Origin of the sequence: Pseudomonas rhizozeae, assembly GCF_031583775.1 — a bacterium.
Classification (GTDB): Bacteria; Pseudomonadota; Gammaproteobacteria; order Pseudomonadales; family Pseudomonadaceae; genus Aquipseudomonas.
The window spans coordinates 58582-84336 of sequence record NZ_JAVLSB010000075.1; the positions used below are offsets into that span (position 1 = coordinate 58582).

Here is a 25755-nt window from a genome sequence, read left to right on the forward strand (position 1 = left end):
TCCGCATCAAAGAACACAAGAAGATCCGCCGTGTAATCGCGGAATTGGATTAGGCCAGGTTGGCAGGGGAATGGTCGGATTCGCTCTGGCTCACCAATGACTATAGTCGTTGATGACGCTTACCGTAGTAACTGAACGAATTTTCGGTACCCTCCAGTGCCAACAACAGTCACGCGCTTAATGCGTCCACGGCCAGGCGTGTTGAGCAGAGCTTGGGTCTAAAGCGCTCAGTTTCCCAAACGCTTCTGGACCCGGCAAAAGATCTGAAGCGCTCAACAGGAACGCTCCAGGACCGAAGTGGCAACTGAAGTGTGGTTCAGGGCAACCGGACTCGTTCGAATCTGAAGATTCGCCTTTTCAAACTTCGGGACAGACAAGATCGGGCGTCAGGGACCGGGACGCGCGAAGGCTTAGGAAAGCTTCGAGGTCCGCATAGGGCATCGGTTTAGCAAAGTAATACCCCTGAAAAACATCGCAGCGACCGCCCTTGAGAAAATCCACTTGAGACTTGGTTTCCACACCCTCGGCGACCACCGTCAGGCTGAGGTGATGGGCCATGGAAATAATGCCTTGGGTGATCGCGGCATCGTGACGGTCGGTAGCGATATCCCGGATGAAAGAACGGTCAATCTTGATTTTGTCGATGGGTAAGCGCTTGAGGTAGCTGAGGCTGGAATAACCGGTGCCGAAATCATCGAGCGCAATGCGTACACCTAGAGCCTTGAGCTGGTGCAACGTGTCGATCGCCTGCTCAACATTATGCAACAGGAGCGACTCGGTAATCTCCAGTTCCAACTGCCCGGCGCTAAGTTCGTACCTGTTCAGCACTGCCTGTATACACTCGACGAACTGCCCACGCTGGAAATGCATCGGCGAAATATTCACGGCCATCGAGATGCCTGTGATGCCCTGCTCGCCCAGTTGACGCAACTGCGCGCAGGCCGTATCGAGTACCCAAAGGCTCAGCGGGATGATCTGACCACTGTCTTCAGCCACTGTTACAAACACCGCTGGTGAGATAAATCCTTTTTCCGGATGCTCCCAGCGCAGCAAGGCTTCGATCCCGACCACCTGCCCCGTGCGTGCGTCTATCTGCGGTTGATAATGCAGCTGGAAGGATTGAGTTTCGATAGCCTTTTGCAAGTCATTGCGCAGGCTCGCGTGCTCGCAAACACGTTGATTGAGCTCGCTGGTGTACCACTGAAAGTTGTTGCGCCCTTGCTGCTTGGCTTTGTACATGGCCATGTCAGCCTGCTGGATCAGTTGCATCGGCTGCTCAATGTGACCATCGCTCAGGGTGATGCCGACACTTGCACTCACATGCAGGTCAATGCCCTGGATGCAGTAGGGTCTGGCAATGCTGGCCATCAAGCGCTCGGCGACTGGCACTGCGTCCTCGTCACGTAGCAGGTCCGGCAGCAGCACAATGAATTCGTCACCGCCCATGCGCACGATGGTGTCACCGGGACGAACTTGCTGGGTCATGCGTTGCGACACTTCGATCAGCACCTGATCGCCGAAGTAATGCCCGATCGAATCGTTGATGGATTTGAATCCATCCAGATCAATGCACATTACCGCCAGACGCCGATTACGCCGACGACTGATGTGGCAATCCCGAACAAGTCGCTCTTCAAGCGAAACACGGTTAAGCAAACCGGTCAGCCGGTCATGGCTAGCATTGAAGCTCAATTCGCGTTCGAAATTTTTCTGTGCGCTGATGTCCCGGGCAATGCCGAATACTCCCACAATCTCTCCGTTGACCATGATGGGCAGGTTGGAGATATCCATGGTCAACAGTTGCTCACTTTCGTCGCGAAGCTGTGCCTCGAAGCGCTGAGGCGATCCGGCACGGGCTGCGCAAAAATGCTGACTGACCCGTTGCAGATCCTCATCGAGTACAAGATGGGAAAAATGATGACCAATGAAATTGACGGCCGTCTGCGGTTTCAGCTTCAGGCCCGCAGGATTGACGCTCTGGACGTTGCCGGCCAGATCGAGGGCGAACACCGGGTTGGGGTTATAGGTGAACAATGAACGAAAACGTTGTTCGCTCTCCTCCAATCGCCGACCGTCACGCTCATGACGGATCGCAATGACTGCCAGTTGCGCGGCAAACACCAGCTGTTGAATCTGCACCTCGTCCGGCGCATGGATACTCTTTTGGTACAGGGCAAATGTCCCCAACACCGTTCCTTCATGGGAGAGCAAAGGGACTGACCAGCAGGAACGCAGGTCATGCCCCAGCGCCAGGCTGCGGAAACGTTCCCAGTTCGGGTCCCGTGCGATGTCTTCGGTGACTACAAGCTCGCGCCGGAACGCTGCTGTGCCGCAGGTCCCTTCCTGCGGACCAATGGCCATTCCATCTATCGCCTCGCTGTACTCGGCCGGCAGGCCTGGTGCCGCGCCGTTAAGTAAGTGCTTGCCCTCTGCATCCGCCAGCAGGATAGAGCAGTAGGTTTCGGGAGTCTGTGTGTCGAGCATCTGGCAGATGGCGCAGAGTACATCGCCCAGATGCTGATCGGTCGCGATCATGCCGAGAATGTCACGTTGCGATTGAGGGAAGGTCTTGCTCTGAAAGCTTGGACGAGTATTCATGGTGATTCCTGAAGACTCTCGATTCGTCCGGTCTTCAGAGAGCCAGAAACTGCAGCGGGCCGATCACTGTCCCCTTGTGCGTCGGATATACACTCTATAGAGCGTTGCCCCGTTAAAAACAGACTCAGATCTAACAAAAAAAGCAGGATCACATTGTTGCCGTCTGGCTGACTTCGCTGTCTCGACTTTTGGAAATCCGCCCTTTTACGGACGTTCACGACACCGCAGGTGGCCAGATCGAACGCTGCGATTTTCAAGCCTGATTGTTCACCCGTGGCTACGGCGTGGGCGGTGCCAAGACGACGCCGCACCCTAGCGATTTCGTCCGTGCCCTACAGACCGCTCTACTGGAGTCCCGTCATACTGCCTATGGCCGAAAGCAGTCATTTGTGGACGGCAGCTATCGGCCAAAAGCGGACATTTCAGAGCGGCACCTTCCGACCAAATGGCAGGCGCATCGCTGGCCTTCTGTTGTTAAGACGTGCCGAGATAAACGGTGAATTCGATCCCTCATGCCAATAGAGTTCATTTCCGAAATGACGCGTTTAGAGGAAAAAGTGCCGGCATCGCACTGACGTTGCTAAGTCGCACACTGGACTATCGCTCGTTGCCCTAAAACGCGCTTAAGCTCAGGTCCACAAAGCTGCGTACTTTGGGATCCATATAGCGGCTCGATGCGAATACGGCGTGGACCGGCGCAGGTATCTCCGCCCATCCGGACAGCACGCAAGCTAACTTGCCTTCCGCGACATGTGGCTCAGCCATGAAGCGAGGAAGTTGTGCGATTCCCAGCCCCTCAAGCGCCAGGTTTTTTGCGGCGATCGTGCTATTGACGGCGCACCGGGGAACAGCAGTGACTTTCTCCGAATTCGTTCCGTTTACCAAGCTCCAGTTCGAGCGGCCGCGCGTAGTTTTCATGATCAGATCATGATGCTTCAGGTCGCTGACAGCTTTAATCCTCGGTCCCTGCTTCAAGTATTCCGGGGTTGCGTACAGCCCATAGAACACCTCGCCCAGTTTGCGCGCCGACAGTCCTGAATCTTCAAGCTTGCCGACACGAATAGCGACATCGAAGCCTTCATGAATTATGTCGACCAAACGGTTGGTGTATTCCGCCTCCACCGTCACCTTCGGGAAATGGCGCAGAAACATGGCGATCCAGCGATCCACAACCATCGTTCCGAACTCAGATCCGGCCGTGATTTTGAGCAGGCCCTTTGGCTCCCTAGATTGTTGCGCCACAGCCGCTTCAGCCGCCTCGGCGGCGGTCAGGATGCACATGGCCCGCTCGAAATAATCGCGTCCCACTTCAGTTACGCTCAGACGCCGAGTGGAGCGGATGAGCAGTTGTGCACCGAGCTTTTCTTCCATGCGCCGGACGATCCGACTCACTCGGGCTTTATCCGTGCCAAGTCGGTCCGCCGCCGTAGTGAAAGAGCCATCGGTGACAACGGCGACGAAGACTTTCATTTCCGGCAAATCAATTGATGTGTTCATGGACAACAGTCTGTAACTTCAGGCTCCATTTATCAATGGACCGATCGAATCTAAAGTCCGCTCCAGGCACTACAGGGTGCTGAATGTCTCTCGGCGGGTCCCGCCGAAACCCCCATAGAAGGAATATTCAAGATGACCCAGACGATCGGAATCATTGGCTCGGGCTTGGTGGGCAAAGCAGTAGCCCATCTTGCGGTCGCAGCAGGCTACAAGGTCGTGATCAGCAATTCTCGCGGCCCTGAGTCCCTTTCCAAGTTGATAAAGGAACTTGGACCACTCGCTCGTGCGGGCTCTATCGAAGAGGCCATCGCCTCGGGCGATATCGTCTCGCTGGCCATTCCGCTTGCGAACTTCAAAACTCTGCCGGCCCACAAGTTCGTTGGCAAGGTGGTTATCGATCAAACCAATTACTACCCAGGGATGGGCGATTTTCGCCGGGCCGATCTCGATCAGGGTAAATTAACTTCCAGCGAACTGGTCCAGCAACACCTCAAAGACGCGAAGGTGGTTAAGGGTATCCATAACATTGGTTGGATCCACATGCAGTACAACGCTCGTCCCAAGGGTGATGCCGAACGTACCACCTTGCCCATCGCTGGTAACGACGCCGTTGCTAAGGAAATCATCACGCGCTTCATAGAGGCCGTTGGATACAACGTGGTCGATGCGGGCTCACTCGCCGACAGTTGGCGTATCGAGCCCAACACGCCGATTTACTTCTGGCCCTACGCGCCTGCGGTTCCAGAAGGCTTGACCGAGGAGAAGGCCAAAGAAGTCTACCGTCAGCGCGGCAAACCGCTTTCGCCAGAACAAGCTCGTCAGTTGATCAGCACTACCAAGCGTCCGTCTCCCATCGGAGGAACGCTGGAAGGTCTTCCGCCCATCCATATTGCTCTGTTCCTTGAGCTGGCGAGTGCGAACACCGTCGAGGGGTAATGGTTCTAAACCGGGCGTCTTTAAAGCTGGCGTCCGGTTCTTTCAAAGTCACACCGGTCCTATCTTAGATATTCACTGATGTATCTATAGACAACAGTCTGTCGCTCCACATGCTATTTATCTATTTTCCATGCCTTCTTACAGTGATGTCTTTCACCGTAAAAAAGAGGGGCTGTAATGAAGATAGGAATACTGAACACCGGGAATCTTGGCAGTAGGCTAGCGCGGGCTTGGGGTGCTGCGGATCACCAGTTGGTGCTCGCCAAGGACGGCGAGGATCGCAAGATTGCGCCGTTGCTTGCCGAACTTGGCGATCGGGCCCGCCATGGCACTTTCGAACAGGCGGCTCAATTTGGCGAAGCTGTGTTGTTCTCGGTCTACTGGCCCAGGGCAGACGCTGTGATCGACGCGGTTGGCAACGCACTCGACGGCAAGATCGTGATCGAAACCATGAATCCGCTCGGCGTTACTAACGAGTTTGTGCACTTTCATGACCATGCTTTCATGCGTGACAACTCGACTGCCGAGTATCTGCAAAACCGTCTTCCGCGTGCGCGGGTGGTCAAGGCCTTCAGCCTGTTGGCGGCGCCGGTGCTGGAGGGTGCTGCCTGGTCTGCCTCGGCGACCAAACCTAACGTTTTCTACGCAACTGACGACCAGGAGGCAGGCGACGTCACGCGCAGTTTGATTGAAGACGCTGGCTTCACGCCCATCAATGCAGGCCCTTTGAAAGTCGCCCGCCAATTGGAGCAGCTCGGCGTTCTGCTGCACCACATCGCTGAACACGAATACAACGGCGATACCGATCTCATTCGGCTGGGTGTCTCGATTGTGGAGGCACTCCCTGGTCCCATCGTGCGCGAACGGATCTCCTGAGCGTCATGTAGATCACCCCACCAAGAATTCGAGTTTAATGGAGTTTCAGATGCCACAATCGCTAATGAGAAAAACGGCCCTGGTGACAGGAGGGTCGCGGGGAATCGGTCGATCGATTGCAGAGCGCCTGGCGAAAGAAGGCGCAACAATCGCCTTAACCTACAACGCAAGCAAGTCCGCCGCCGAGGAGGTGGTTGATGCCATCGAGAGCGCCGGAGGTAGTGCCTTCGCACTTCATTCTGATCTGTCAGATGTTCAGGCTATCCCCGCATTGTTCGAACAACTCGACCGAGAACTCATCAGACGAAACGGAAGCAAAGCGCTCGACATTCTTGTCAACAATGCCGGAAATTCCGGTTGGGGCAGTTTTCGGGATGCAACACCGGACAATTGGGACGCCATCTTCGCGGTCCACGCTCGAGCGCCGTTTTTCGTCGTTCAAGCCGCACTTAGTCGTCTAAGCGATGGCGGCCGAATTATTAACATCACCTCCGGTGCTGGCGCGCGAGCCATGTCGGCAGTGCCGATCTATTCGATGGCCAAAGCCAGTATCAACAACCTGACCCATGCGCTTGCACAGGAATTGGGTCCGTACGGCATTACGGTGAATGCCGTGGCGCCGGGCTGGGTACGGACAGACATGAACGCGGCCGTACGTGAAAACGTCGACATGGTTAAAATGATCGAAGCTGATACCGCATTGGGCCGCTTCGGAGAAACTTCAGACATCGCCGCGGTCGTGGCGTATCTGGCGTGTGAGGAAAGCCGCTGGGTGACCGCTCAGGTCATTGAAGCAAGTGGTGGCTATAAGCTGTAAAGTTGCCCTTCCATCAGGAACGCGCGATGGATGAGTACTGCGTGTTGACCATGAAAGTCACTGCCTATAATGACATTCGATTGCTCGCAGGGGCTCCCTGGTACGCGAAGGCGGTCAACGTTCGCGTACGATTTCTCTCATGAATTTTTATTTGCTAAGCGAACGTCCTCTACTGGTCTGTAGCTGTCACCTGCGAGGGTCCGCTTATGGCCGATTGCAGACCTTCGTGACAGGCAGCAATCGACCCAATGGGGACACCAGTTGCCGGAAGAAAATCGGCGAAAAGCGGCTTCCGATCAACAATGGAATCTTAGCTTCTGTGATTCACACCTACAAGCCGCATAGGAGTTCGCGCCTCACCTGAAGAGCAATTGCTGCGAAGCCCTTTCCAGTACCGCGCTTGCGGGGCGCGTAGTCCTGATTAGCAGAAACATCCTCCCATTGACTCACCGATTCCACGTACTTATGAGTGTCATCGGTATCAATTTCAAACTCTATGAACCGCTCTGCTTGAGTGAGCAAAAGACCATAAAGGCTGGGCATACCGGGAAAGTCGACTTCAAGATCCAGTACTACGGTTTCTGACCATCTAATGCCTTTCGACTCGCCATAGTTTTTTAAGGCTAGGGGAATCCCTCTGGCCAACCAAGCTTTGGCGGTTACCATGAGTGTGTGGGCCACAAGAGCATTTTGCTCTTGCACGTTCAGTTGCCGCTTTTTTAACAGACGGTCAATGCCCACTTCAATCTCCTCAGAAATCGTCGCATTCCAGAATGACGATGACCTATCAAGCGCGCAACGACTCAGGCGATTCCCATCTCCACGCTGCTACCCGCTCCGCGCGGGGCGTAGCGACGTTCCGATGTCTTCACCGAAAGACGTCTTTCGACCCAATACAGCCAGTTAAAATTGGCGGTGACCGACCAGAATCGGTCGATCGTGAGGTGGCGCCAAGCCCGTTCGGCTACCCCCTAGACGCAACGCTTAAAGCGAATAAACACTTCACCTGTTTACTCGTATATTTTTCCGCAGTACAAAAAATTAGCGAATTGCAGCCAAGGATTGGAGCCTTGAAGCCCCTGATCGACGCCAAAATTACTGGCCTCGGCCCATGCAATAGCTCCGTCTAGGAAGGCTTCTATCGTCCCGTTTTCCCAGTCACCATTCGATTTGTCTTCCGCCAGGGCGTGGGCAAAAGCCAGAAAGGTATTGGCGTCCTTTACCTGATCCAATTGCTCATGAAGCTCCATGGGTTTCTCCGCTCAAAGTCATAAGTAGCTCGTCGGATTATCCATAGAGCGAATTATGTCCGCTACTGGTCGATTGTCGCCTGTCTCAAAGGGCTGAAAATCGACCTAAAGCTGCCGATGGCGAAACGCGACTAACGATCCGCAGCGGACGTCTAGCTGACTAATTTCAACCATGGCCAGCGCGCCCGATAGCTAGCCGCTTTTTGGCTAAACAAGCTAGGCAGAGGGTTCAGTTTGTTTAGTCTAAGTAGGTTGTTCTGAAGATCGTCCAGCCCGTGTGTGCTGTAGAGCCTCCCTGTGTAAACATCCACTCCCAGGCAGGTCGAGTTGATCAGATAGCGATCTATGCCATCAGTTACCTTTCTCAATTGAGGATAGGCTGCACCGAATTTAGATTCGTACCACAAGTGAACGCGGGCCTGATTGCGTACCTCTACGTTGACGTCGAGATGGGAACAAGCATAGCGAATCCGAGTGATCACTCGATCTTCGGCCTCCCAAGAAAGATCTTCATCGAAATAAGCGATGTCGTAATCTTTGATTCCCCATTCGGCAGGCTGTCCTGCCTGATAATTCCAAAAGGTCTGAAACAGACATCCCGCTGTCAGCATGCAGTTAGGAACTTCCAGCGTCGGCAGGAGCATTAGCAATTGCTGGTTGATGACGTTTCCTTTGGCGATCGCCAGTAGTCGCTCGTTGGTCAATAAATGCATCAAATGCCCTCCGTGGTGGCTAAAGGTGAGCTTACCTGACCGAGGCTTTGGGCGAATTATTAATGTCTGCTTCTGGCACGAAAGCTGCCCTTCATGATCGACAGCTTTCGGCCAGAAGCGATCATACCGGCGTTTCACCAACCAATTACTTACCTCGAACCGGTGTCAGGGTGTTTCCCTGACGATTACCCTAGACAGCAACGCCTAAACGCTTGCTCACTATCCGCATCAGACGAGCACCTACTTCGTCCATTCCTTTGTTCTGAGCCACCACCTGCGCCCCTTCCATTAACAGCGTCAGTTCCTGCGCCACGTCCACTGGAAAAGGCAAAGCAGCCTCCTCGCACAACGTGGCGAGACGTTGAAATTGCCGTTGTTTGTGCGACTCGATCAAACGCCTCGCTGGGTGAAGTGGGTCCGGGAGCTCACCCAGACTATTGGCGAAAGGGCATCCGCGGTAGCCGGAGCTGGCCAGATCTGCTGCGATAAATTCAGCGAACCCAAGTAACTGCCTCAACGGTTGACCGGGCCACAGGCTGGACAAATCGTTAAGCACTGCACTGTATTGCTCAGCCAGTAGTCTCAGCCATTCCTGCACCAGTACATCCTTTGTCTCGAAATGCCGATACAACGTCATTTTTGTCGACCCCGCCAAGGCGGCAATAGCATCCACAGTGACTCGGGAAATGCCCTGCTCAAAAAACAGCGCCTGTGCGGCATCGATGATGCGCTCGCGGGGTGGCAGCTGGGCGATGCGCTCAGGGCGAATAGGTCTTGGCACGACAGGCTCTCTTGCGATGACATTCTGCTTGACATAGATACTACACAGTATCGCATGATACTAACAGGTATCGTACGATACTCAGCAGTATCTATCTCTCATCTCTGGGGATTTCAATGAATCTTTCCGATTACGCCGAACATGACGCTGTAGGCCTGGCAAACCTGATTGCCGACCGTCAGACCAGTGAGTCTGAAGTGCGTGCCGCTGCCCTGCGGGCCATGCAGGCACTTAATCCGCATCTCAATGCCGTCGTCGAGACATGGGTTGACGAACCGCATGCGCAATCCGGGCCTCTGCAGGGCGTGCCAATGCTGGTGAAAGATCTAGGCTTGACCGTACGCAATCGGCGCAATGAACTGGGTAGCCGACTGGCACAAGGTTGCGTTGCCGGAGCCGACTCTGAGCTGATGACGCGGTTTCGACGTAGCGGCCTGCTCGCCCTGGGCCGCACGACCACGCCAGAACTGGCGGCCAGCACCACCACGGAAAACCGTGTAGACGGCCCCACTCGCAATCCTTGGGACCTGAACCGCAGCGCCGGCGGATCCAGTGGAGGCTCGGGTGCCGCTGTCGCCGCTGGCATGGTCCCGATCGCCCATGCGACCGATGGCGGCGGATCAATTCGCGTGCCAGCGGCTTGCTGTGGTTTGTTCGGCCTGAAGCCAAGCCGGGGGCGTTTACCCATGGGACCGGATGTCGACGAGGTCTGGGCGGGGCTGGCCGTACATGGGGTGCTCAGCCGTACCGTCCGGGATACCGCCAGTGTGCTGGACGCCGTGCACGGCCCTGCATCGGGCGATCCATTTCACATTGCACCACCGACATGTTCCTACCGGTCGCTGCTAAGTCGCGAGCCAGGGCCTTTACGCATCGCCGTACAGGGCCATGCTCTGAGTGGTCAGTCGACAGCGCCTGCGGTTAGCGCCGGATTGAACCTTGTCTGTCGGACTCTGGAGGAACTGGGCCACCACGTCACTCCCATTGTCGCGGACATGGGCTTGAGCTGGGAAGCGTTCGTGGAACTGAATGCGCGATTCTGGTCCAGCAACACAGCCGCCTGGATCGACGCCATCGCCACTGCGACGGATCGGCCCATCGATGAATCGACTCTGGAACCTGCCACGCTCGCCCTTTACCGGCTCGGCCGTGAGCTGAGCGCAACCCAATTGCTGGAAGCGATGTACCAACGCAATGTGGTGACCCGAAAAGTCGGAGATATTTTCTGCAATTACGATGTGCTTCTGACGCCGACCTTGCCTGACTCCCAGCCTCTCGTAGGCCATTACAATGCGAGTCAGGAAACGCTCGATGGCCGAGGGTGGATGGCCCATGTCTTCGAACACTCTCCTTTCACTGCCGTTTTCAATGTCAGCGGATGCCCTGCCATGTCGATGCCACTGACGCAGGATCTGGCATCCGGTTTACCTATCGGCATGCAGTTCGGCGCAGCTTATGGTCGTGAGGATTTACTCCTGCAGCTGGCGGCGCAGCTTGAACGGGCGATGCCTTGGTTTGACCGACGCCCGCCCATCTGGGCGGGCAACCACCAGTAGCTTGATCGGCGTTGAATCGAAATGAGCCAAGTAGTGAGGCTGCATGCCCCAACCTCACTGCTCGCGTCGCTTTGGGTAACACTCCGCAATCAACCTGCCAGTAACGCGACCCCTGCTCCCGCCGACGCCAGACCGAGCACACGAATCAGTGCGGCGGCGCGAATCGGCAGCCACCGTGCGAGTGCGAAGCCTGCAGCATGAAGCGCTGATGTCGCGATCACGAAGCCGACCGCGTAAGCCGCAGGGCTGCTCATCTCCGGCAATTCCAGTCCATGGGCGATGCCGTGAGCCAGTCCGGACAGGCCGGTGATGGCGAGGGCGAGCACCACAGGTGGACGCGCCGCCACCGCGACCAGCAAGCCAAAAGCGAGCACCGATGCAGCGATGCCGGTTTCAAGATGGGCAATGGCGACTCCAGGCTAGCACTAAGTGGATCGATTTTATTAAGCTCAAGACAGCACCTGCTATTTTGTTTAGTCAATTACGAAAACATACAGCTCACTATTTAAAATAGGCTATCGCTTTGGCTGGCCCTCAGCTCAGCCGCGAACCGTGACGAACTATATCGCTCATTTAACGTGAAATTTTTGTAGAAGCCGTTCCTGAAATCGATTTTGCCTAAAGCTTACTATCACGAACGGCTGCTTTTTGCCGAAAGCAGCCTGCGGAGTACGTCCATTAGAAATGGACATTCAGTAATCGAAAAGTAAAACGCCGCACCTACCCGCTCAAACCCATACCCACCCTCACCTCCCCGCCACCCGATACTTCAAACAATCCCCATAAAAAACCTCCCGCACCGCCGCAGGCTTGATCCGTGAACCACTGTCATACGTCTGCTCAGTAATCCCCATCGCCATCATCCGCATCCAGGGCTTGGTAAATTTATACGTCTGCAACTTCTGCCGTGCCGCATACAACGACACCCCGGCCAGTTTCAGTTCCTGGGCCTTGGCCGCAGTGCCGGCGCCCCAGCTGCACATGTAGCGGTCGCTGTCTTTCAGCGGTCGGGCTTCTGCTGTGAAGGCTATGCCGGTGAGGGCGAGTGTGATCCATACCTTGCGCATGTGCATTCCTTAACCGCCTGAAAATGAAGCGATTTTGGCGACACTTTGTTTGCGTGGGGGCCAGCGTTTTGCCTCTTTTTAAGAAAGTATTTCAGGCGTCGGCCAGGCCGGCCCAGAAGGTTTCGGCGAACAGGCTGATGGGGGCGACGGGGCGGGTCAGGTGGATGTCGAGGGGGATGTCCCAGGTTTCGTCGAGGGCGCGTACCAGGCGGCCGTCCTGGACTTCTTGTTCAGTGAGGCTTTTCGGCAGCCAGGCCACGCCTTTGTTTTCCAGGGCCATGGACATGAGGACGGCGGCGAGGTGGCTGCTGAACAAGGGTTTGAGGTGCAGGAAGTCTTCTTTGCCTTGCAGGCGATGGGCGAGGATGCGGCCCAGGCCGGATTCTTCGGTGTAGGCCAGGTATGGCAGCGAGGCCGGTGAGGTGCCGAGGTCGGCGGTGGCGCCGGCCAGGGGGATGAGCACGTCTTCGCCGACTTTTTTGCCGATGAATTGGTCGGCGGCCAGCAATGGCGGGACGTCGGGGTGGCGGTGGCAGAGCAAAAATTGCACTTGGCCGTGGACGAGCATTTGTTCGCAGATGGCCATGCTGTCGGAGTGCAGGCGCACGGCTTCGATGGGGGTGCCCTTCTCGGCGCGGCGGATCCAGCGCGGGAAGAAGGTGAAGGACAGCGAATGGGTGGCGGCGAATTGCAGGGTTTTGGCGGCTTTGCCGGCGACTTCCTGGGCTTCGCTGCGCATGCGGTACAGGCGCCGCGCGGCTTCCTGGGCGCTGGGCAAAATCTGTTTGCCGGCCTCGGTCAGGGTTGCGCCTTGCGGGGTGCGGATGAACAGTTCGACGCCCATCCAGTTCTCCAGCGAGCGCACGCGGCGGCTGAACGCCGGTTGCGTGACGTGGCGTGCTTCGGCGGCGCGCACGAAGCTGCCGTACTCGGCCAATGCCGCCAGATCTTCCAGCCAGACCAGTTCCAAAGGGCAATGCCTCCTGTGCATAGGGCGCGGCATTAATAGCATTGGGCGGGGGTCATCGCAACGCATAACGTGGGGCCATCAACAACAAGAGGAGCACCCCATGCGTATCGTCGACATCCGCGAAAAAACCGTTTCCATTGCCTCGCCGATTGCCAATGCCTACATCGATTTTTCGAAGATGACCTGCTCGGTGGTGGCGGTAGTGACGGATGTGATTCGTGATGGCAAACCGGTGATCGGCTACGGTTTCAACTCTAACGGCCGCTACGGCCAGGGCGCGCTGATGCGTGACCGCTTCCTGGCGCGCATCACCGAGGCCGACCCGGAATCGCTGCTGGACAAGGATCACGACAACCTCGACCCGTTCGCCATCTGGAAGACCCTGATGACCAACGAAAAACCCGGCGGCCACGGCGAGCGCTCGGTGGCGGTCGGCACCATCGACATGGCGGTGTGGGACGCGGTGGCCAAGATTGAAGGCAAGCCGCTGTATCGCCTGCTGGCCGACCGTTATCGCGGCGGTGTGGCCGACGACAAGGTTTGGGTCTACGCCGCCGGCGGTTACTACTACCCCGGCAAGGACGACTCCAAGCTGCAAGACGAAATGCGCAGCTACCTGGATCGCGGCTACGACGTGGTGAAGATGAAGATCGGCGCCGCGCCCCTGGCCGACGACATCCGCCGCATCGAAGCGGTGATCAAAGTGGTCGGTGATGGCCGTCGTCTGGCGGTGGACGCCAACGGTCGCTTCGATCAGCAAACGGCGATTGCCTACGCCGAAGCGCTCAAGCCTTACAACCTGTTCTGGTACGAAGAGGCCGGCGACCCGCTCGACTACGCCCTGCAAGCGGAACTGGCCAAGCACTACGACTTGCCGATGGCCACTGGCGAAAACCTGTTCTCGCACCAGGACGCTCGCAACCTGTTGCGCCACGGCGGCATGCGCCCGGACCGCGATTTCGTACAGTTCGACTGCGCGTTGTCCTACGGCCTGGTGGAGTACATGCGCACGCTCAAAGTCATGGAAGAGATGGGCTGGTCGTCGCGCCGCGTGGTGCCGCACGGTGGCCACCAGATGTCGCTGAACATCGCCGCCGGCCTGCACCTGGGCGGTAACGAATCCTACCCGGACGTGTTCCAGCCGTTTGGCGGTTTCGCCGACGGGATTCGGGTCGAGAACAGTTACGTCGGCCTGCCGGACATCCCGGGCGTCGGCTTCGAAGCCAAGTCGGCGCTGTATGCCGTGATGCGTGAACTCGGCGAGGGCTGATTGCTGTTGCCCGCGACCCCGTAATGCGGGGTCGCGGCGTTCGTGGCGTTTTGCGACGCCAAGCCACATCGCCCATCACAACAATAAAATGAGGTGCTTCCGTGGAAATCTCGAAAACCCGCTGGTATGGCCAGCTGTATGTGCAAGTGTTGATCGGTATCGTCATCGGTGCCCTGATCGGCTATTTCGAACCTCAATTCGGCGCCAAGCTGCAACCCTTCGCCGATGGCTTTATCAAGCTGATCAAAATGCTCCTGGCGCCGATTATTTTCGGCACGGTGGTGGTCGGTATCGCCAAGATGGGCAGCATCAAGGAAGTCGGGCGCATCGGGGTCAAGGCCCTGATCTACTTTGAAATCCTCTCGACCATCGCGCTGGTGATCGGGCTGCTGGTGGTGAATATCGTCAAACCCGGCGAAGGCATGAACATCAACGTCGCGGCGCTGGATGGCAGTGCGATCAGCAATTACAGCCAGGCCGCCAGTGAGCAAGGCGGGACGATTGATTTCTTCCTCAACATCATCCCGCACACCTTCGTCGGCGCGTTTTCCAATGGTGTGATGCTGCAGGTGATTCTGCTGTCGGTGCTGATGGGCGTGGCGCTGGTGCAGATGGGTGAAACCAGCAAGCCGCTGATCAACACCATCGATTTGTTCCTGCAAGGGCTGTTCAAGATCGTCGCGATGGTCATGCGCCTGGCGCCGATCGGCGCGGGTGCGGGCATGGCGTTCACCATTGGCAAATACGGAATCGGCACCTTGCTGTCCCTCGGCCAGTTGCTGGTGGCGCTGTACGTCACGACGCTGATCTTTATTGTGGTGGTGCTGGGCACGGTGGCGCGCTGGTCGGGCATGCCGTTGATGCAGTTTTTGCGCTACTTCAAGGATGAGACTCTTATCACCCTTGGCACTTGCTCCACCGAAGCGGTGCTGCCGCGAATGATGGTGAAACTGGAGAAACTCGGCTGCCGCAAATCCGTGGTAGGCATGGTGCTGCCGACCGGCTACACCTTCAACGCCGACGGCACTTGCATCTACCTGACCATGGCCGCGATCTTCATCGCCCAGGCGACCAACACGCCGTTAACGTTTATGGACCAGATGATTTTGCTGGGGGTGTTCCTGCTGACCTCGAAAGGTTCGGCGGGCGTGGCCGGTGCCGGGTTCGTCACCCTGGCGGCGACCCTCACCACCATCCACTCCATCCCGCTGGTGGGCCTGGTGCTGCTGCTCGGCATTGACCGCTTCCTCAACGAAGCCCGGGCGGTGACCAATCTGATTGGCAACGGCATCGGCACCATTGCTATCGCCAAGTGGGACAACTCCTTCGACGTCGCCGCCTGCGAACGGGAAATCGCCGCCATGAAAGCCGAAAAAGCCTCGCGCAAGGGAGTGCCGGTGCAGTCTTGATGAACTGTTGGTGGGCACAGCAACTGAAGTGGACACAAATTCTGTGAACACCTGAGATCCCTGTGAGAGCTGGCTTGCGATGGCTGGGTCAGGCGACATTGATATTGAATGTGCCGGCCCCTTCGCGAGCAAGCCCGCTCCCACAGGTTTGATCGATGCCAGGCATAAACTCTGCAAACACCATCGATCCAATGTGGGAGCGAGCCTGCTCGCGAAGGCGGTGGGTGAGGCTCAGTGCAACTCTGTGAACACTGAACTTCCCACTCTACACCGCAGTTATAACCGGCTCAGTGCCCGGGCCAAAAACGGCGCTGTGCGGCTTTTTTTGTGTTTGGCCACGTGCTGCGGGGTGCCGGCGACGACGATAGTGCCGCCCTGATCGCCTGCGCCGGGGCCTATGTCGATGACCCAGTCGCTTTGCGCAACCACGCGCATTTCGTGTTCAACCACAATCACCGTGTGCCCGGCCTGGACCAGAATATCCAGCTGCTCCAGCAGCCGATCCACATCCCGCGGATGCAGTCCGGTGGTGGGTTCATCCAGCACATACAGCGACGCCCCGCGCGCATTGCGCTGCAATTCGGTCGCCAGTTTGATCCGCTGCGCCTCGCCGCCGGACAGCTCTGTAGCCGGTTGCCCCAATCGCAAATACCCCAGACCAATGTCCCGCAGCACCTCCAGCGAACGCCGAATCCCCGGCTGTTCGGCAAACACCGCCACCGCCTCCTCCACCGTCAACTGCAACACCTGAGCGATGGTCAGCCCTTCCCAGGTAATCGCCAGGGTCTCGGCGTTGTACCGCGCGCCATGGCAAGCCGGGCACGGCGCATACACGCTAGGCATAAACAGCAATTCAACGCTGACAAACCCCTCGCCTTCGCAATTCGGGCAACGGCCCTTGGCGACGTTGAACGAGAACTGCCCGGCGTCGTACTTGAGCTTCTGCGCCTTGGGCGTGGCGGCGAACAGTTTGCGCACGTTGTCGAACAGCCCGGTGTAGGTCGCCAAGTTGGAACGCGGCGTGCGGCCGATGGGTTTCTGGTCGACTTGCACCAGCCGCTTGATCGACTCCAGCCCGGCCGTCACCTGCCCGGCGCTGGTCTGCGGCGCGTCCTCCGCTAGGTCAAGTTCCTGCGGCTCTTCGGCGCTGACACTGCGCCCAAGGTGCGCGCCCACCAGTTCCAGCAACGCCTGGCTGACCAGGCTCGACTTGCCCGAACCCGACACGCCAGTCACCGAGGTGAAGCAGCCGAGCGGGAATTCCGCGGTCAGGTTATTCAAGTTGTTGCGGGTGATGCCCTCCAGCCGCAACCAGCCTTGCGGTTGGCGACAGGTGCGCGGCGCCTGTTGATGCTCGGCAAACAGATACGCACGGGTCTGCGATTCCGTGACCTCGGCCAACCCCGCCGGCGGACCGCTATACAGCACCCGACCACCGTGCTCACCGGCCGCCGGGCCAACGTCGATCAGCCAGTCGGCGCGGCGCATGGTGTCGACATCGTGCTCCACCACAAACAATGTGTTGCCCGCCGCTTTCAGGCGTTGCAAGGCATCGAACAGCGCCTCGCCATCCGCCGGGTGCAGGCCCGCCGAAGGTTCATCAAGCACATAGATCACCCCAAACAGTTGCGAGCCCAATTGCGTCGCCAGGCGCAAGCGCTGCAACTCGCCGGAGGACAAGGTCGGCGTGCTGCGCTCCAGCGCCAAGTAACCCAGGCCCAGATCGGTCAAGGTGCTGACCCGCTCGAGCAAATCCTGGGCGATGCGTTGCGCGGCCAGGCGTTTTTCCTCGGACAGTTGCGCGCCCAGCTCACTGTGCTCGGCAATCGGTTTCAGCACCTTGGCCACTTGCAACAGCGGCATCTGCGACAACTCGCCAATGTCCATGCCAGCGAATTTCACCGACAGCGCCGCCCGGGTGAGGCGTTTGCCGTCGCACAACGGGCAGGCGCTGCCGGTCATGAATTGCGACACGCGTTTTTTCATCAACGCGCTCTGCGAATGGGTAAAGGTGTGCAGGATGTAACGCCGCGCGCCGCTGAAGGTGCCCTGGTAACTCGGTTCCATCTTGCGCTTGAGCGCGACTTTGGTTTCTTCCGGGGTGAGCCCGGCGTACACCGGCACAGTCGGGGTTTCTTCGGTGAACAGAATCCACTCGCGCTGCTTTTTCGGCAGTGTGTGCCACGGGATGTCGACGTCGATGCCCATGGTCACCAAGATGTCGCGCAGGTTTTGCCCCTGCCACGCCAGCGGCCACGACGCTACCGCGCGCTGGCGAATGGTCAGGCTCGGGTCCGGGACCATCAGCGCTTCGGTGACTTCATACACCCGGCCCAACCCATGGCACTCCGGGCAGGCGCCTTGGGGCGTGTTCGGCGAAAAGTCCTCGGCGTACAGCATCGGCTGGCCTTTCGGGTAGCTGCCGGCGCGGGAATAGAGCATGCGGATCAGACTCGACAGCGTGGTCACGCTGCCCACCGACGAGCGAGTGCTGGGCGTACCGCGCTGCTGTTGCAAGGCCACGGCGGGCGGCAAGCCGTCGATGGAATCCACGTCCGGCACGCCCACTTGATCGATCAACCGCCGCGCATAGGGCGCCACCGATTCGAAGTAGCGCCGCTGCGCTTCGGCGTACAAGGTTGAAAACGCCAGGGACGACTTGCCCGAACCCGACACGCCGCTGAACACCACCAAGGCATCGCGGGGAATGTCGACATCGACGTTCTTCAGATTGTGCTCACGGGCGCCGCGTACACGGACCATGCCGTCGTGGAGCGCGGCGTTGGCAGGGTTGGATTTGTACGGCGAAGTCATGGGGGCGGGCCTTGTTCAACAATCGAGAAAAGTGCGCAAATTTCTGTGGGAGCGAGCCTGCTCGCGAAGAGGCTAATTCAACATAACTGTGGCCTGACCGAGCCCGCTCCCACAGCGTCATGCACGACGGCTGACATCGGGATTCATCCGCCCAGCACCATCCGCACTCGCTGGGCCAGCGCATCGGGGCTGTAGGGTTTGCTCAGCAAGTGGGTGTCGGGGCTCAGTTGGTGATCGCGGGAGATCAAATCGCGGGTGTGCCCGGACGTGAACAGCACCGCCACCGGCGGCACCTGAACCTTGGCCCACGCTGCCAGATCCGAGCTTTTGATCATGCCCGGCATCAGCACATCGGTGAAAATCAGATCGACCGCCGTACCGTCCACCAGCATTTTCATCGCCTGGTCACCGTTGGCGGCGCTCAACACCCGGTAGCCGGACTGCTGCAACAACTCCACCGAAGCGCTGCGCACGTCGTCGTTGTCTTCCACCACCAGGATGATTTCCTGGCGGCCTTCAGTGTCGTGCACTCGCACGGGCACCGGTTGCACTTCTTCGCGACCGACGCTGCGCGGGAAGTACATTCGCACATGCGTGCCCTGCCCCGGCCGACTGCTGATTTCGATGTGCCCGCCACTTTGCTTGACGAAACCGAACACCATGCTCAAGCCCAGGCCTGTGCCTTGGCCATCAGCCTTGGTGGTAAAGAACGGTTCGAACACCTTGGCCAGAATATCCGGCGCCATGCCGCTGCCGCGGTCGCTCACCGACAGGCAAACGAAAGCGCCCGGCGCCAAGTCCTTGCCCAGGCAGAATCGCGAGTCGAGCATCAGGTTCTCAGCACTCAACTGAATCACGCCCTCGCCTTTCATGGCGTCGCGAGCGTTGATCGCCAGGTTGAGTACGGCGTTTTCCAACTGGTTACGGTCGACGAAAATGCACCAGGGCTCGGCCGGCAAATGCACTTCGAAACGAATGGTTTCGCCCAAAGCGCGCTGGAGCAATTCGCCGACCCCGTCGTACAGGCTGAATGGGCTGTAGACCCCCGGCGACAAGGGTTGACGCCGGGCAAACGCGAGCAGTTGCGAGGACAGCTTAGCGCCGCGCTCGACCGCCGCCAGGGACGCGCCCACCCGCCGTTGTACATTGCTGTTGTCGGGTTCGTGGCGCGCCAGCAGGTGCAGGTTGCCGGCGATCACTTGCAGCAGGTTGTTGAAGTCATGGGCCACGCCGCCGGTCAGCCCGCCGATGGCTTCGAGCTTCTGCGACTGACGCAATTGCTCCTCGGCCAGCAAGCGCGCCCCGACCTCATCGGCCACTCGCTGTTCAAGGTTGCGAGTGAACTTGAGCAGCGATTCTTCGGCGGCTTTGCGCTCGTTGATGTCAATCAGCACGCCGGGAAAGCGAAAGGCTTTGCCGTGCTCATCAAATTCACAACAACCGCTGGCCAGCACCCACAGATGGCTGCCATCGGCGCGCAAAATGCGGTATTCGGCGTTGAACGGACCGCCATGCTTCACCGCTTGCTCGACACTTTGCGTGAGCTGCGGCAGGTCGTCGGGATGCACCATGCGGTTGGCCAGTTCCGGGTCGACGCGGTCCAGGGATTTTGCGCAGGGCAAGGAGAACGTGCGGGCAAAACGCTCGTCGCCGGACAGCAGGTTGGCCTTGATGTCCCACACGAACGAGCCGAGCAGTGCACCGGCATTCAATGCCAGGCGCACCCGCTCGTTGTCGGCGCGGTAGGCGATTTCGGCTTGTTCACGCAGTTGTTCGGAAATGACGTGGGCCGTGGTTTCGACGACGATCGCCATCACCCCCGCCGGCGCCCCGTCGTCGCCGGGCACCGGGCTGTAATAAAGGTCCATCCACACGTTTTCGGGCTGGCCATTGCGCAACAGCACCAGTTCTTTGTTGTTGAACGAGAGCGTGTTGCCGGCCAGGCAGGTGTCGACCACATGACGGTTGAAATCGGCGACCTCTGGCCAACCCAGTTCAACCGGCGAACCCAGCAGATACGGGTGGCGGCCGCCAGCAAACACCGAGTAGGCGTCGTTGTAAATCATGTAGCCCGGTTTGCCCCAGAGCATGACGATCGGCACCGGCGAGGCCAACAGCATCTGCACGGCACAGCGCAAACTCGGCGCCCAGTGATCGACATTGCCCAGCTCCGTCACCGACCAATCGAACGCCCGGATCCGCTCGGCCATTTCTCCGTTCCAGCCGGCGCAGCCGTGGCTATTGGTTAGAAACTGCATCAGTAACTCTGTGCCCCTTTCAGTGCGCGCGTTTGTTTCGAGCACCGCTGGTGTCATTGGTTTCATCAAGGTATAGCCGATTTCGACCACCGATGCGGCTGCGGTAAGCGCACGCTCAGTGATCGACAATCAAAGGTTGGCGCCGATGTTAGCCGGTCTTGCCCGCCGCGGCGATGGCTGTGGGGGGGGGGGCTTGCCCCCGTTGGGGTGCGAAGCGCCCCAAAAGTGGCAAGCACGGTGCGTCTGATGAATCTCAGCGCCTTCATGGGCGACTGCTACGCAGTCGAACGGGGGCAAGCCCCCTCACCACAAAAGCAGTAAAAACCAGGCAACCCCCCTCACTACATGGGCAGTACAAACTGGGGCAAGCCTCCTCATTACATGGGCAGTACAAACTGGGGCAAGCCTCCTCATTACATGGGCAGTACAAAACGGGTTGATTTCACCACCCATTCAATGAAAATCCCGACTGCGCACCCTGACTCCATCCAGCAACTCGCTCAAGTCACTCATCCGCCCCGCGATCAAATGCCGCACCTCGCCCACCTGTTCCCAGCGGCCATCGACCTTGAGCAGTTGAGAGCCCACCAGCACTCGGCGCTGGCGTTCGGCGAGGTCGCGCCAGACGATCACGTTGACGTTGCCGAATTCGTCTTCGAGGGTGACAAAAGTCACGCCACTGGCGGTGCCCGGGCGCTGGCGCCCCGTGACCAGCCCCGCCACGCTGACCGGGCGACCATGTTCGACGCTGAGCAATTCCTGCGAACTGCGACAACGGCGAGCCTTCAGTTCAGCGCGCAACAAGGCCAAGGGATGCGGACCGAGGGTGGTGCCGACAGTGGCGTAATCGGCGAACAGGTCTTCGCCCACCGTGGGTTTCGGCAGGCTGATCGGCGGCTCTTCCTGGTTCGGCAAACCGGCGAACAGCCCCAGTTGTTTCTGCACCCCCGCCACTTCCCAGCGCGCCCGGTGCCGATCCCCGGCCAGCCCGCGCAAGGCCCCGGCGTCCGCCAGCAACTCCTGAGCCCGTGCGTCGAGGCGTGCCCGCTCGCCGAGGTCGGCAATGTCGATAAACGCCCCGCCCGCCCGGGCCGCTTCGATGCGCCGCCCATCCTCCTCGCGAAAGCCCTTGATCATCCGCAGGCCCATGCGGATCGCCGGTTGTTCATGGTCGGTGGGCTCGAGGCTGCAATCCCAGTCACTGGCGCGCACGTCGACCGGGCGAATCTGTAACTGATGGCGGCGAGCATCCTGGAGGATCTGGTCCGGGCTGTAGAAACCCATCGGCCAGCTGTTGATCAGGGCACAGGCGAAGGCTGCCGGCTCATGGCATTTGAGCCAGCAACTGGCGTAGGTCAGCAGGGCGAAACTGGCGGCATGGGATTCCGGAAAACCGTAGCTGCCGAAGCCTTTGATCTGTTCGAAAACCTGCGCCGCGAACTCGGCGCTGTAGCCATTGCGCAGCATGCCCACCGCCAGGCGTTCCTTGTGCGGGTCGAGGCCGCCGTGGCGTTTCCACGCGGCCATGGACCGGCGCAACTGATCGGCCTCGCCGGGGCTGTAGTTGGCCGCGACGATGGCGATCTGCATCACTTGCTCCTGGAACAGCGGCACGCCGAGGGTCCGTTTGAGCACCACTTCCAATTCTGGCGATGGGTACACCACCTTTTCTTCGTTGTTGCGCCGGCGCAGGTACGGATGGACCATACCACCCTGGATCGGCCCTGGCCGGACGATCGCCACTTCGATCACCAGGTCGTAGAAGGTCTTGGGCTTGAGCCGCGGCAGCATCGACATCTGCGCCCGCGACTCGATCTGGAACACCCCCACGGTATCGGCGCGGCTGATCATTGCGTAGGTCGCCGGGTCTTCGGCGGGGATGCTCGCCAGGCTCCATTGGCGCCCGCGATGCAGGTGCAGCAGGTCGAAACAGCGACGAATCGCGCTGAGCATGCCCAGCGCCAGGATGTCGACCTTGAGCAGGCCCACCGCATCGAGGTCGTCCTTGTCCCATTGAATGATGGTGCGCTCGGCCATGGCGGCGTTTTCCACCGGCACCAGGGTGTCGAGCGGTTCTTCGGAAATCACGAAGCCACCGGGATGCTGCGACAGGTGTCGGGGGAAACCGATCAGTTGTTGAGTCAGTGCAATGACCCGGCGCAACACCGGGCTCTCGGGATCGAAGCCACCTTCGCGCAGGCGATCGAGGGGCGGCGCCTGGTCGCTCCAGTGCCCGCAGCAATCGGCCAAGGCGTTGACCTGATCCGGCGGCAGGCCCAAGGCCTTGGCCACATCGCGCACCGCGCCGGCGCCGTGGTAAGTGCTGACCACCGCTGTCAGCGCCGCGCGCCCGCGACCGTAGCGGCGGAACACGTACTGCAAGACTTCTTCCCGGCGTTCGTGCTCGAAATCCACGTCGATATCCGGCGGTTCGTTGCGCTCCCTGGACATAAAGCGTTCAAACAGCAAGGTGCTGCGTTCCGGGTCGATTTCGGTGATGCCCAAGGCGAAGCACACCGCCGAGTTGGCCGCCGAGCCGCGCCCCTGACAGAGGATGTGTTGCTCGCGGGCAAACCGCACGATGTCGTGCACCGTGAGGAAATAGCTTTCGTAACCCAGCTCGGTGATCAGATCCAGCTCATCGTCGATTTGCTTGAGCACCTTGGCCTGAGCCCGGCCTCTCCAGCGCCACTGAATGCCTTGTTCGGTCAACTGCCGCAGCCACGACTCGGCACTGTGGCCCTCCGGCACCAACTCGCGCGGGTAGTGGTAGCGCAACTTGCCGAGGTCGAAGCTGCAGCGGCGGGCAATGGCCAGGGTTTCGTCGAGCAAGGGCGCCGGGTACAACTGGCCGAGCGCCTCCAGGCTGCGCAGATGCCGCTCGCCGTTGGGGTGCAGGCGCTGACCGGCCTCGGCCACCGGCAGGTGATGGCGGATCGCGGTCATGGTGTCCTGCAAGGCCCGGCGCCCGCGCGCGTGCATGTGCACATCGCCGCTGGCCACGGCGCCCATATTTAATTCGGCAGCCAGGGCCAGCAACTGTTGCAGGCGCGTGGTGTCGTCCTGGCCGCGGTGCAGTTCCACCGCCAGCCAGGTTCGTCCGGCGAAAACGCTGTTCAACCATTGCCCGTGCGCCCGGTTCGGCTCGGCGTCCGGCAGCCATAACGCCAGCAACCCTGGCAACGGCTCGGCGAAATCCTCGCGCAGCACTTGGTACTGGCCCTTTTGCGTGCGCCGCCGGGCTTGGGTTATCAAACGGCACAGGGCCTGGTAACCGGCCAGGTTTTCCACCAGCAGTACCAGTCGCGGGCCGTCATCCACCTGCATCTCGCTGCCGACGATCAGCGGCAGTTCCTGATCCTTGGCCGCTTGCCAGGCGCGGACGATCCCGGCCAACGTGCATTCATCGGTGATGGCCAGGGCCTGATAACCCTGGGCCTTGGCCCGCTTGAACAGTTCCAGCGCACTGGACGCGCCGCGCTGGAAACTGAAGTTGGACAGGCAGTGCAACTCGGCATAACCGACGCTCATGCGAACCAGCCTTGCAGCCACAACGGCCCGCCCTCGCCCACCGTGCGATAGGCCCAGCCGTGCTGGCCGCTGCGGGTCTGGATCAGGTAGTAGTCGCGGCGTACATCGTCGCCGTCCCACCAACCGGACTCGATGCGCTCCGGGCCCATGAGAATCCGCGCCGACCCTTCGTGCACCGCCAGCGGTTCACGCAGCAACCAGCCCGGACGCTGGACGCAGGGATTGGCCACGCAGGGATGGCGCTCGCCGTTCGCCAGCCAACTGCGTTCCGGGCGGTGATCCGCTTGAAAACCCAAGCCGTGCACCGCCTCATCGCCGAGCCGCGCGCGCAGGCGTTCGCGCAATTGCTCCCAGGGCAAGGATTGCTGCGGGCGGTCGTCGAACAGTTCCTGGCGTTGCGGCACGAAGGCCGGCAAGTCTTCGGCGCTCAGGCGAAAGCCGCGCACCGGTGCCGCCACTTGCACCTGCTCCAAGCGGCCCCGGGCCAGTTCGAACAGCATCGCCGCGTCGCGCTCGGCGCTGAGCAGGCCGACCTTGATCAAACTGTCCGGTAACCCGGCGTGTTCCAGGTGCAAGGTGAAACGTTGCACGCCGCTGTCGCGCCCGCAGAGAAAGGCCGAGAGGTCGGCGGTCAGGCGCTTGAGCGGGAACAACAGGGCCTGGTGGGATTGCACATCGAAATTCAGTTCGATGCGCACATCAAAACGGTCCGGCGGCAGGTAAAAGGTCAAGGCCAGACGCCGCGCGCCGAGCAGTGCATCCAGGTGTTTGAGTACATCGGCCGGAAAACGCCGGGCCAGGCTGGCACGGGGCAGCGTCTGCACCTGGCTCAGGTTGCGCAAACCCATGCGCGAAAGGGCGATGGCTACATTTTGCGGCAGGCCGATGCGGTCCACCGGCAGGCGCCCGAGGTGCTGCTGCAAGGCTGCACCGTCGGGCACCACCAGCCCGTCGTAGGCATTGGCCAGGACCCGTGCCGCCACGGGGTTTGGCGCGGCGACGATGCGATGGCGAAAGCCCAGGTCCGTCAGTTCCGTGCGCAACCGCGCCTCCAGTTGTGGCCAGGAACCAAACAGGCCAAGGCTGGATTCGATTTCAAACAGCAGGGTTCGTGGGTAATGCACGCTGACCTGGGCGCTGAAGCGATAGGCCCAGGCGGCGAGAAATTGTTGCCAGTACTCGATCTCGGCAGCGTCGTATTCGGCAGTGACAAAACCTTTGCTCAAGGCCTGGGCGGCGGTCATGGTTTGCCCGGGGCGCAAGCCCAGGGCGCGAGCCGACAGGTTGACCGCTTGCAACACCCGACGCTGCGCCGGACCGGTCAACAGTGCCAACGGCTCGTCGGGATCGGGGCGTTGGCGCAGTACCGCGTCGAGGGCCAATTGAGGAAAGAGGACACATACCCAGCGCAT

General features: G+C 59.5%; 18 protein-coding genes and 1 pseudogene. 6 read left to right on the forward strand and 13 right to left on the reverse strand.

Going from position 1 to position 25755, the window contains the following annotated elements:
- Window positions 1–357: 357 nt before the first annotated feature.
- Window positions 358–2598: a putative bifunctional diguanylate cyclase/phosphodiesterase gene (locus RG836_RS26280; protein ID WP_310850712.1), complete on the reverse strand. Its 2241-nt coding sequence runs from the start codon at window positions 2596–2598 to the stop codon at window positions 358–360.
- 612 nt (window positions 2599–3210) lie between these two features.
- Entirely contained in the window at window positions 3211–4095 is an 885-nt protein-coding gene (locus RG836_RS26285) for a LysR family transcriptional regulator (protein ID WP_310850714.1), read from the reverse strand.
- Between the two features lie 132 nt (window positions 4096–4227).
- On the opposite strand from RG836_RS26285, the gene RG836_RS26290 reads away from it, so the two are divergent.
- The 3 genes from RG836_RS26290 (at window position 4228) to RG836_RS26300 (ending at window position 6724) form a co-directional block, all read left to right on the forward strand.
- The gene (locus tag RG836_RS26290; RefSeq protein WP_310850716.1) at window positions 4228–5031 is read left to right on the forward strand and encodes an NADPH-dependent F420 reductase; all 804 of its coding nucleotides are present in this window, start codon (window positions 4228–4230) and stop codon (window positions 5029–5031) included.
- A gap of 177 nt (window positions 5032–5208) precedes the next feature.
- Entirely contained in the window at window positions 5209–5907 is a 699-nt protein-coding gene (locus RG836_RS26295; RefSeq protein WP_310850717.1) for an NADPH-dependent F420 reductase, read from the forward strand.
- 49 nt (window positions 5908–5956) lie between these two features.
- Entirely contained in the window at window positions 5957–6724 is a 768-nt protein-coding gene (locus tag RG836_RS26300) for an SDR family NAD(P)-dependent oxidoreductase (RefSeq protein ID WP_310850718.1), read from the forward strand.
- 330 nt (window positions 6725–7054) lie between these two features.
- On the opposite strand, the gene RG836_RS26305 is transcribed toward RG836_RS26300, so the two are convergent.
- The 4 genes from RG836_RS26305 to RG836_RS26320 all read right to left on the reverse strand — a co-directional run bounded on the left by RG836_RS26305 (window position 7055) and on the right by RG836_RS26320 (window position 9468).
- On the reverse strand, window positions 7055–7465 hold the full coding sequence (locus RG836_RS26305; RefSeq protein WP_310850719.1) for a hypothetical protein: 411 nt from the start codon (window positions 7463–7465) through the stop codon (window positions 7055–7057).
- A gap of 269 nt (window positions 7466–7734) precedes the next feature.
- Window positions 7735–7974 (reverse strand): DUF7660 family protein, encoded by a 240-nt coding sequence (locus tag RG836_RS26310; RefSeq protein ID WP_310850720.1) that lies wholly within the window; start codon window positions 7972–7974, stop codon window positions 7735–7737.
- Between the two features lie 152 nt (window positions 7975–8126).
- Window positions 8127–8687 carry a nucleotidyltransferase family protein gene (locus tag RG836_RS26315; RefSeq protein ID WP_310850721.1) on the reverse strand — a complete coding sequence of 187 codons (561 nt, stop codon included), beginning with the start codon at window positions 8685–8687 and terminating at the stop codon, window positions 8127–8129.
- A 190-nt stretch (window positions 8688–8877) separates the two neighbouring features.
- Complete coding sequence (locus RG836_RS26320) at window positions 8878–9468, reverse strand: TetR/AcrR family transcriptional regulator (RefSeq protein ID WP_310850722.1); 591 nt, start codon at window positions 9466–9468, stop codon at window positions 8878–8880.
- Window positions 9469–9584: 116 nt separating this feature from the next.
- On the opposite strand from RG836_RS26320, the gene RG836_RS26325 reads away from it, so the two are divergent.
- Window positions 9585–11024: an amidase gene (locus RG836_RS26325; RefSeq protein ID WP_310850723.1), complete on the forward strand. Its 1440-nt coding sequence runs from the start codon at window positions 9585–9587 to the stop codon at window positions 11022–11024.
- A gap of 89 nt (window positions 11025–11113) precedes the next feature.
- Here RG836_RS26325 and RG836_RS26330 read toward each other — a convergent pair.
- The 3 genes and pseudogenes from RG836_RS26330 to RG836_RS26340 all read right to left on the reverse strand — a co-directional run.
- A pseudogene (locus RG836_RS26330) lies at window positions 11114–11440 on the reverse strand (HupE/UreJ family protein); the annotation flags it as partial.
- Window positions 11441–11770: 330 nt separating this feature from the next.
- The gene (locus RG836_RS26335; RefSeq protein ID WP_310850724.1) at window positions 11771–12091 is read right to left on the reverse strand and encodes a hypothetical protein; all 321 of its coding nucleotides are present in this window, start codon (window positions 12089–12091) and stop codon (window positions 11771–11773) included.
- Between the two features lie 91 nt (window positions 12092–12182).
- The gene (locus tag RG836_RS26340) at window positions 12183–13061 is read right to left on the reverse strand and encodes a LysR family transcriptional regulator (RefSeq protein ID WP_310850725.1); all 879 of its coding nucleotides are present in this window, start codon (window positions 13059–13061) and stop codon (window positions 12183–12185) included.
- A gap of 100 nt (window positions 13062–13161) precedes the next feature.
- On the opposite strand from RG836_RS26340, the gene RG836_RS26345 reads away from it, so the two are divergent.
- Both RG836_RS26345 and dctA read left to right on the forward strand, forming a co-directional pair.
- Window positions 13162–14331 (forward strand): mandelate racemase/muconate lactonizing enzyme family protein, encoded by a 1170-nt coding sequence (locus tag RG836_RS26345; RefSeq protein ID WP_310850726.1) that lies wholly within the window; start codon window positions 13162–13164, stop codon window positions 14329–14331.
- Between the two features lie 101 nt (window positions 14332–14432).
- Window positions 14433–15740, forward strand: a complete 1308-nt coding sequence (gene dctA, locus RG836_RS26350; RefSeq protein ID WP_310850727.1) for a C4-dicarboxylate transporter DctA — start codon at window positions 14433–14435, stop codon at window positions 15738–15740.
- 276 nt (window positions 15741–16016) lie between these two features.
- Here dctA and RG836_RS26355 read toward each other — a convergent pair whose 3' ends face one another.
- The 4 genes from RG836_RS26355 to RG836_RS26370 form a co-directional block, all read right to left on the reverse strand.
- Window positions 16017–18554 carry an excinuclease ABC subunit UvrA gene (locus tag RG836_RS26355; protein WP_310850729.1) on the reverse strand — a complete coding sequence of 846 codons (2538 nt, stop codon included), beginning with the start codon at window positions 18552–18554 and terminating at the stop codon, window positions 16017–16019.
- Window positions 18555–18697: 143 nt separating this feature from the next.
- Window positions 18698–20812 (reverse strand): hybrid sensor histidine kinase/response regulator, encoded by a 2115-nt coding sequence (locus tag RG836_RS26360; protein WP_310850730.1) that lies wholly within the window; start codon window positions 20810–20812, stop codon window positions 18698–18700.
- A 453-nt stretch (window positions 20813–21265) separates the two neighbouring features.
- The gene (locus RG836_RS26365) at window positions 21266–24364 is read right to left on the reverse strand and encodes an error-prone DNA polymerase (RefSeq protein ID WP_310850731.1); all 3099 of its coding nucleotides are present in this window, start codon (window positions 24362–24364) and stop codon (window positions 21266–21268) included.
- Window positions 24340–25755: a Y-family DNA polymerase gene (locus RG836_RS26370; RefSeq protein ID WP_310850732.1), complete on the reverse strand. Its 1416-nt coding sequence runs from the start codon at window positions 25753–25755 to the stop codon at window positions 24340–24342. Before RG836_RS26370 ends, RG836_RS26365 begins: the two co-directional genes overlap by 25 nt.

Excerpts from the sequence above, each read along its gene's own strand:
- RG836_RS26280 (WP_310850712.1), bottom strand. The coding sequence starts at position 2,598 with ATGAATACTCGTCCAAGCTTTCAGAGCAAGACCTTCCCTCAATCGCAA.
- RG836_RS26285 (WP_310850714.1), bottom strand. The coding sequence starts at position 4,095 with ATGAACACATCAATTGATTTGCCGGAAATGAAAGTCTTCGTCGCCGTT.
- RG836_RS26315 (WP_310850721.1), bottom strand. The coding sequence starts at position 8,687 with ATGCATTTATTGACCAACGAGCGACTACTGGCGATCGCCAAAGGAAAC.
- RG836_RS26370 (WP_310850732.1), bottom strand. The coding sequence starts at position 25,755 with ATGCGCTGGGTATGTGTCCTCTTTCCTCAATTGGCCCTCGACGCGGTA.
- RG836_RS26295 (WP_310850717.1), top strand. The coding sequence starts at position 5,209 with ATGAAGATAGGAATACTGAACACCGGGAATCTTGGCAGTAGGCTAGCG.
- RG836_RS26355 (WP_310850729.1), bottom strand. The coding sequence starts at position 18,554 with ATGACTTCGCCGTACAAATCCAACCCTGCCAACGCCGCGCTCCACGAC.
- RG836_RS26360 (WP_310850730.1), bottom strand. The coding sequence starts at position 20,812 with ATGCAGTTTCTAACCAATAGCCACGGCTGCGCCGGCTGGAACGGAGAA.
- RG836_RS26325 (WP_310850723.1), top strand. The coding sequence starts at position 9,585 with ATGAATCTTTCCGATTACGCCGAACATGACGCTGTAGGCCTGGCAAAC.
- RG836_RS26310 (WP_310850720.1), bottom strand. The coding sequence starts at position 7,974 with ATGGAGCTTCATGAGCAATTGGATCAGGTAAAGGACGCCAATACCTTT.
- RG836_RS26290 (WP_310850716.1), top strand. The coding sequence starts at position 4,228 with ATGACCCAGACGATCGGAATCATTGGCTCGGGCTTGGTGGGCAAAGCA.
- RG836_RS26335 (WP_310850724.1), bottom strand. The coding sequence starts at position 12,091 with ATGCGCAAGGTATGGATCACACTCGCCCTCACCGGCATAGCCTTCACA.
- RG836_RS26345 (WP_310850726.1), top strand. The coding sequence starts at position 13,162 with ATGCGTATCGTCGACATCCGCGAAAAAACCGTTTCCATTGCCTCGCCG.
- RG836_RS26300 (WP_310850718.1), top strand. The coding sequence starts at position 5,957 with ATGCCACAATCGCTAATGAGAAAAACGGCCCTGGTGACAGGAGGGTCG.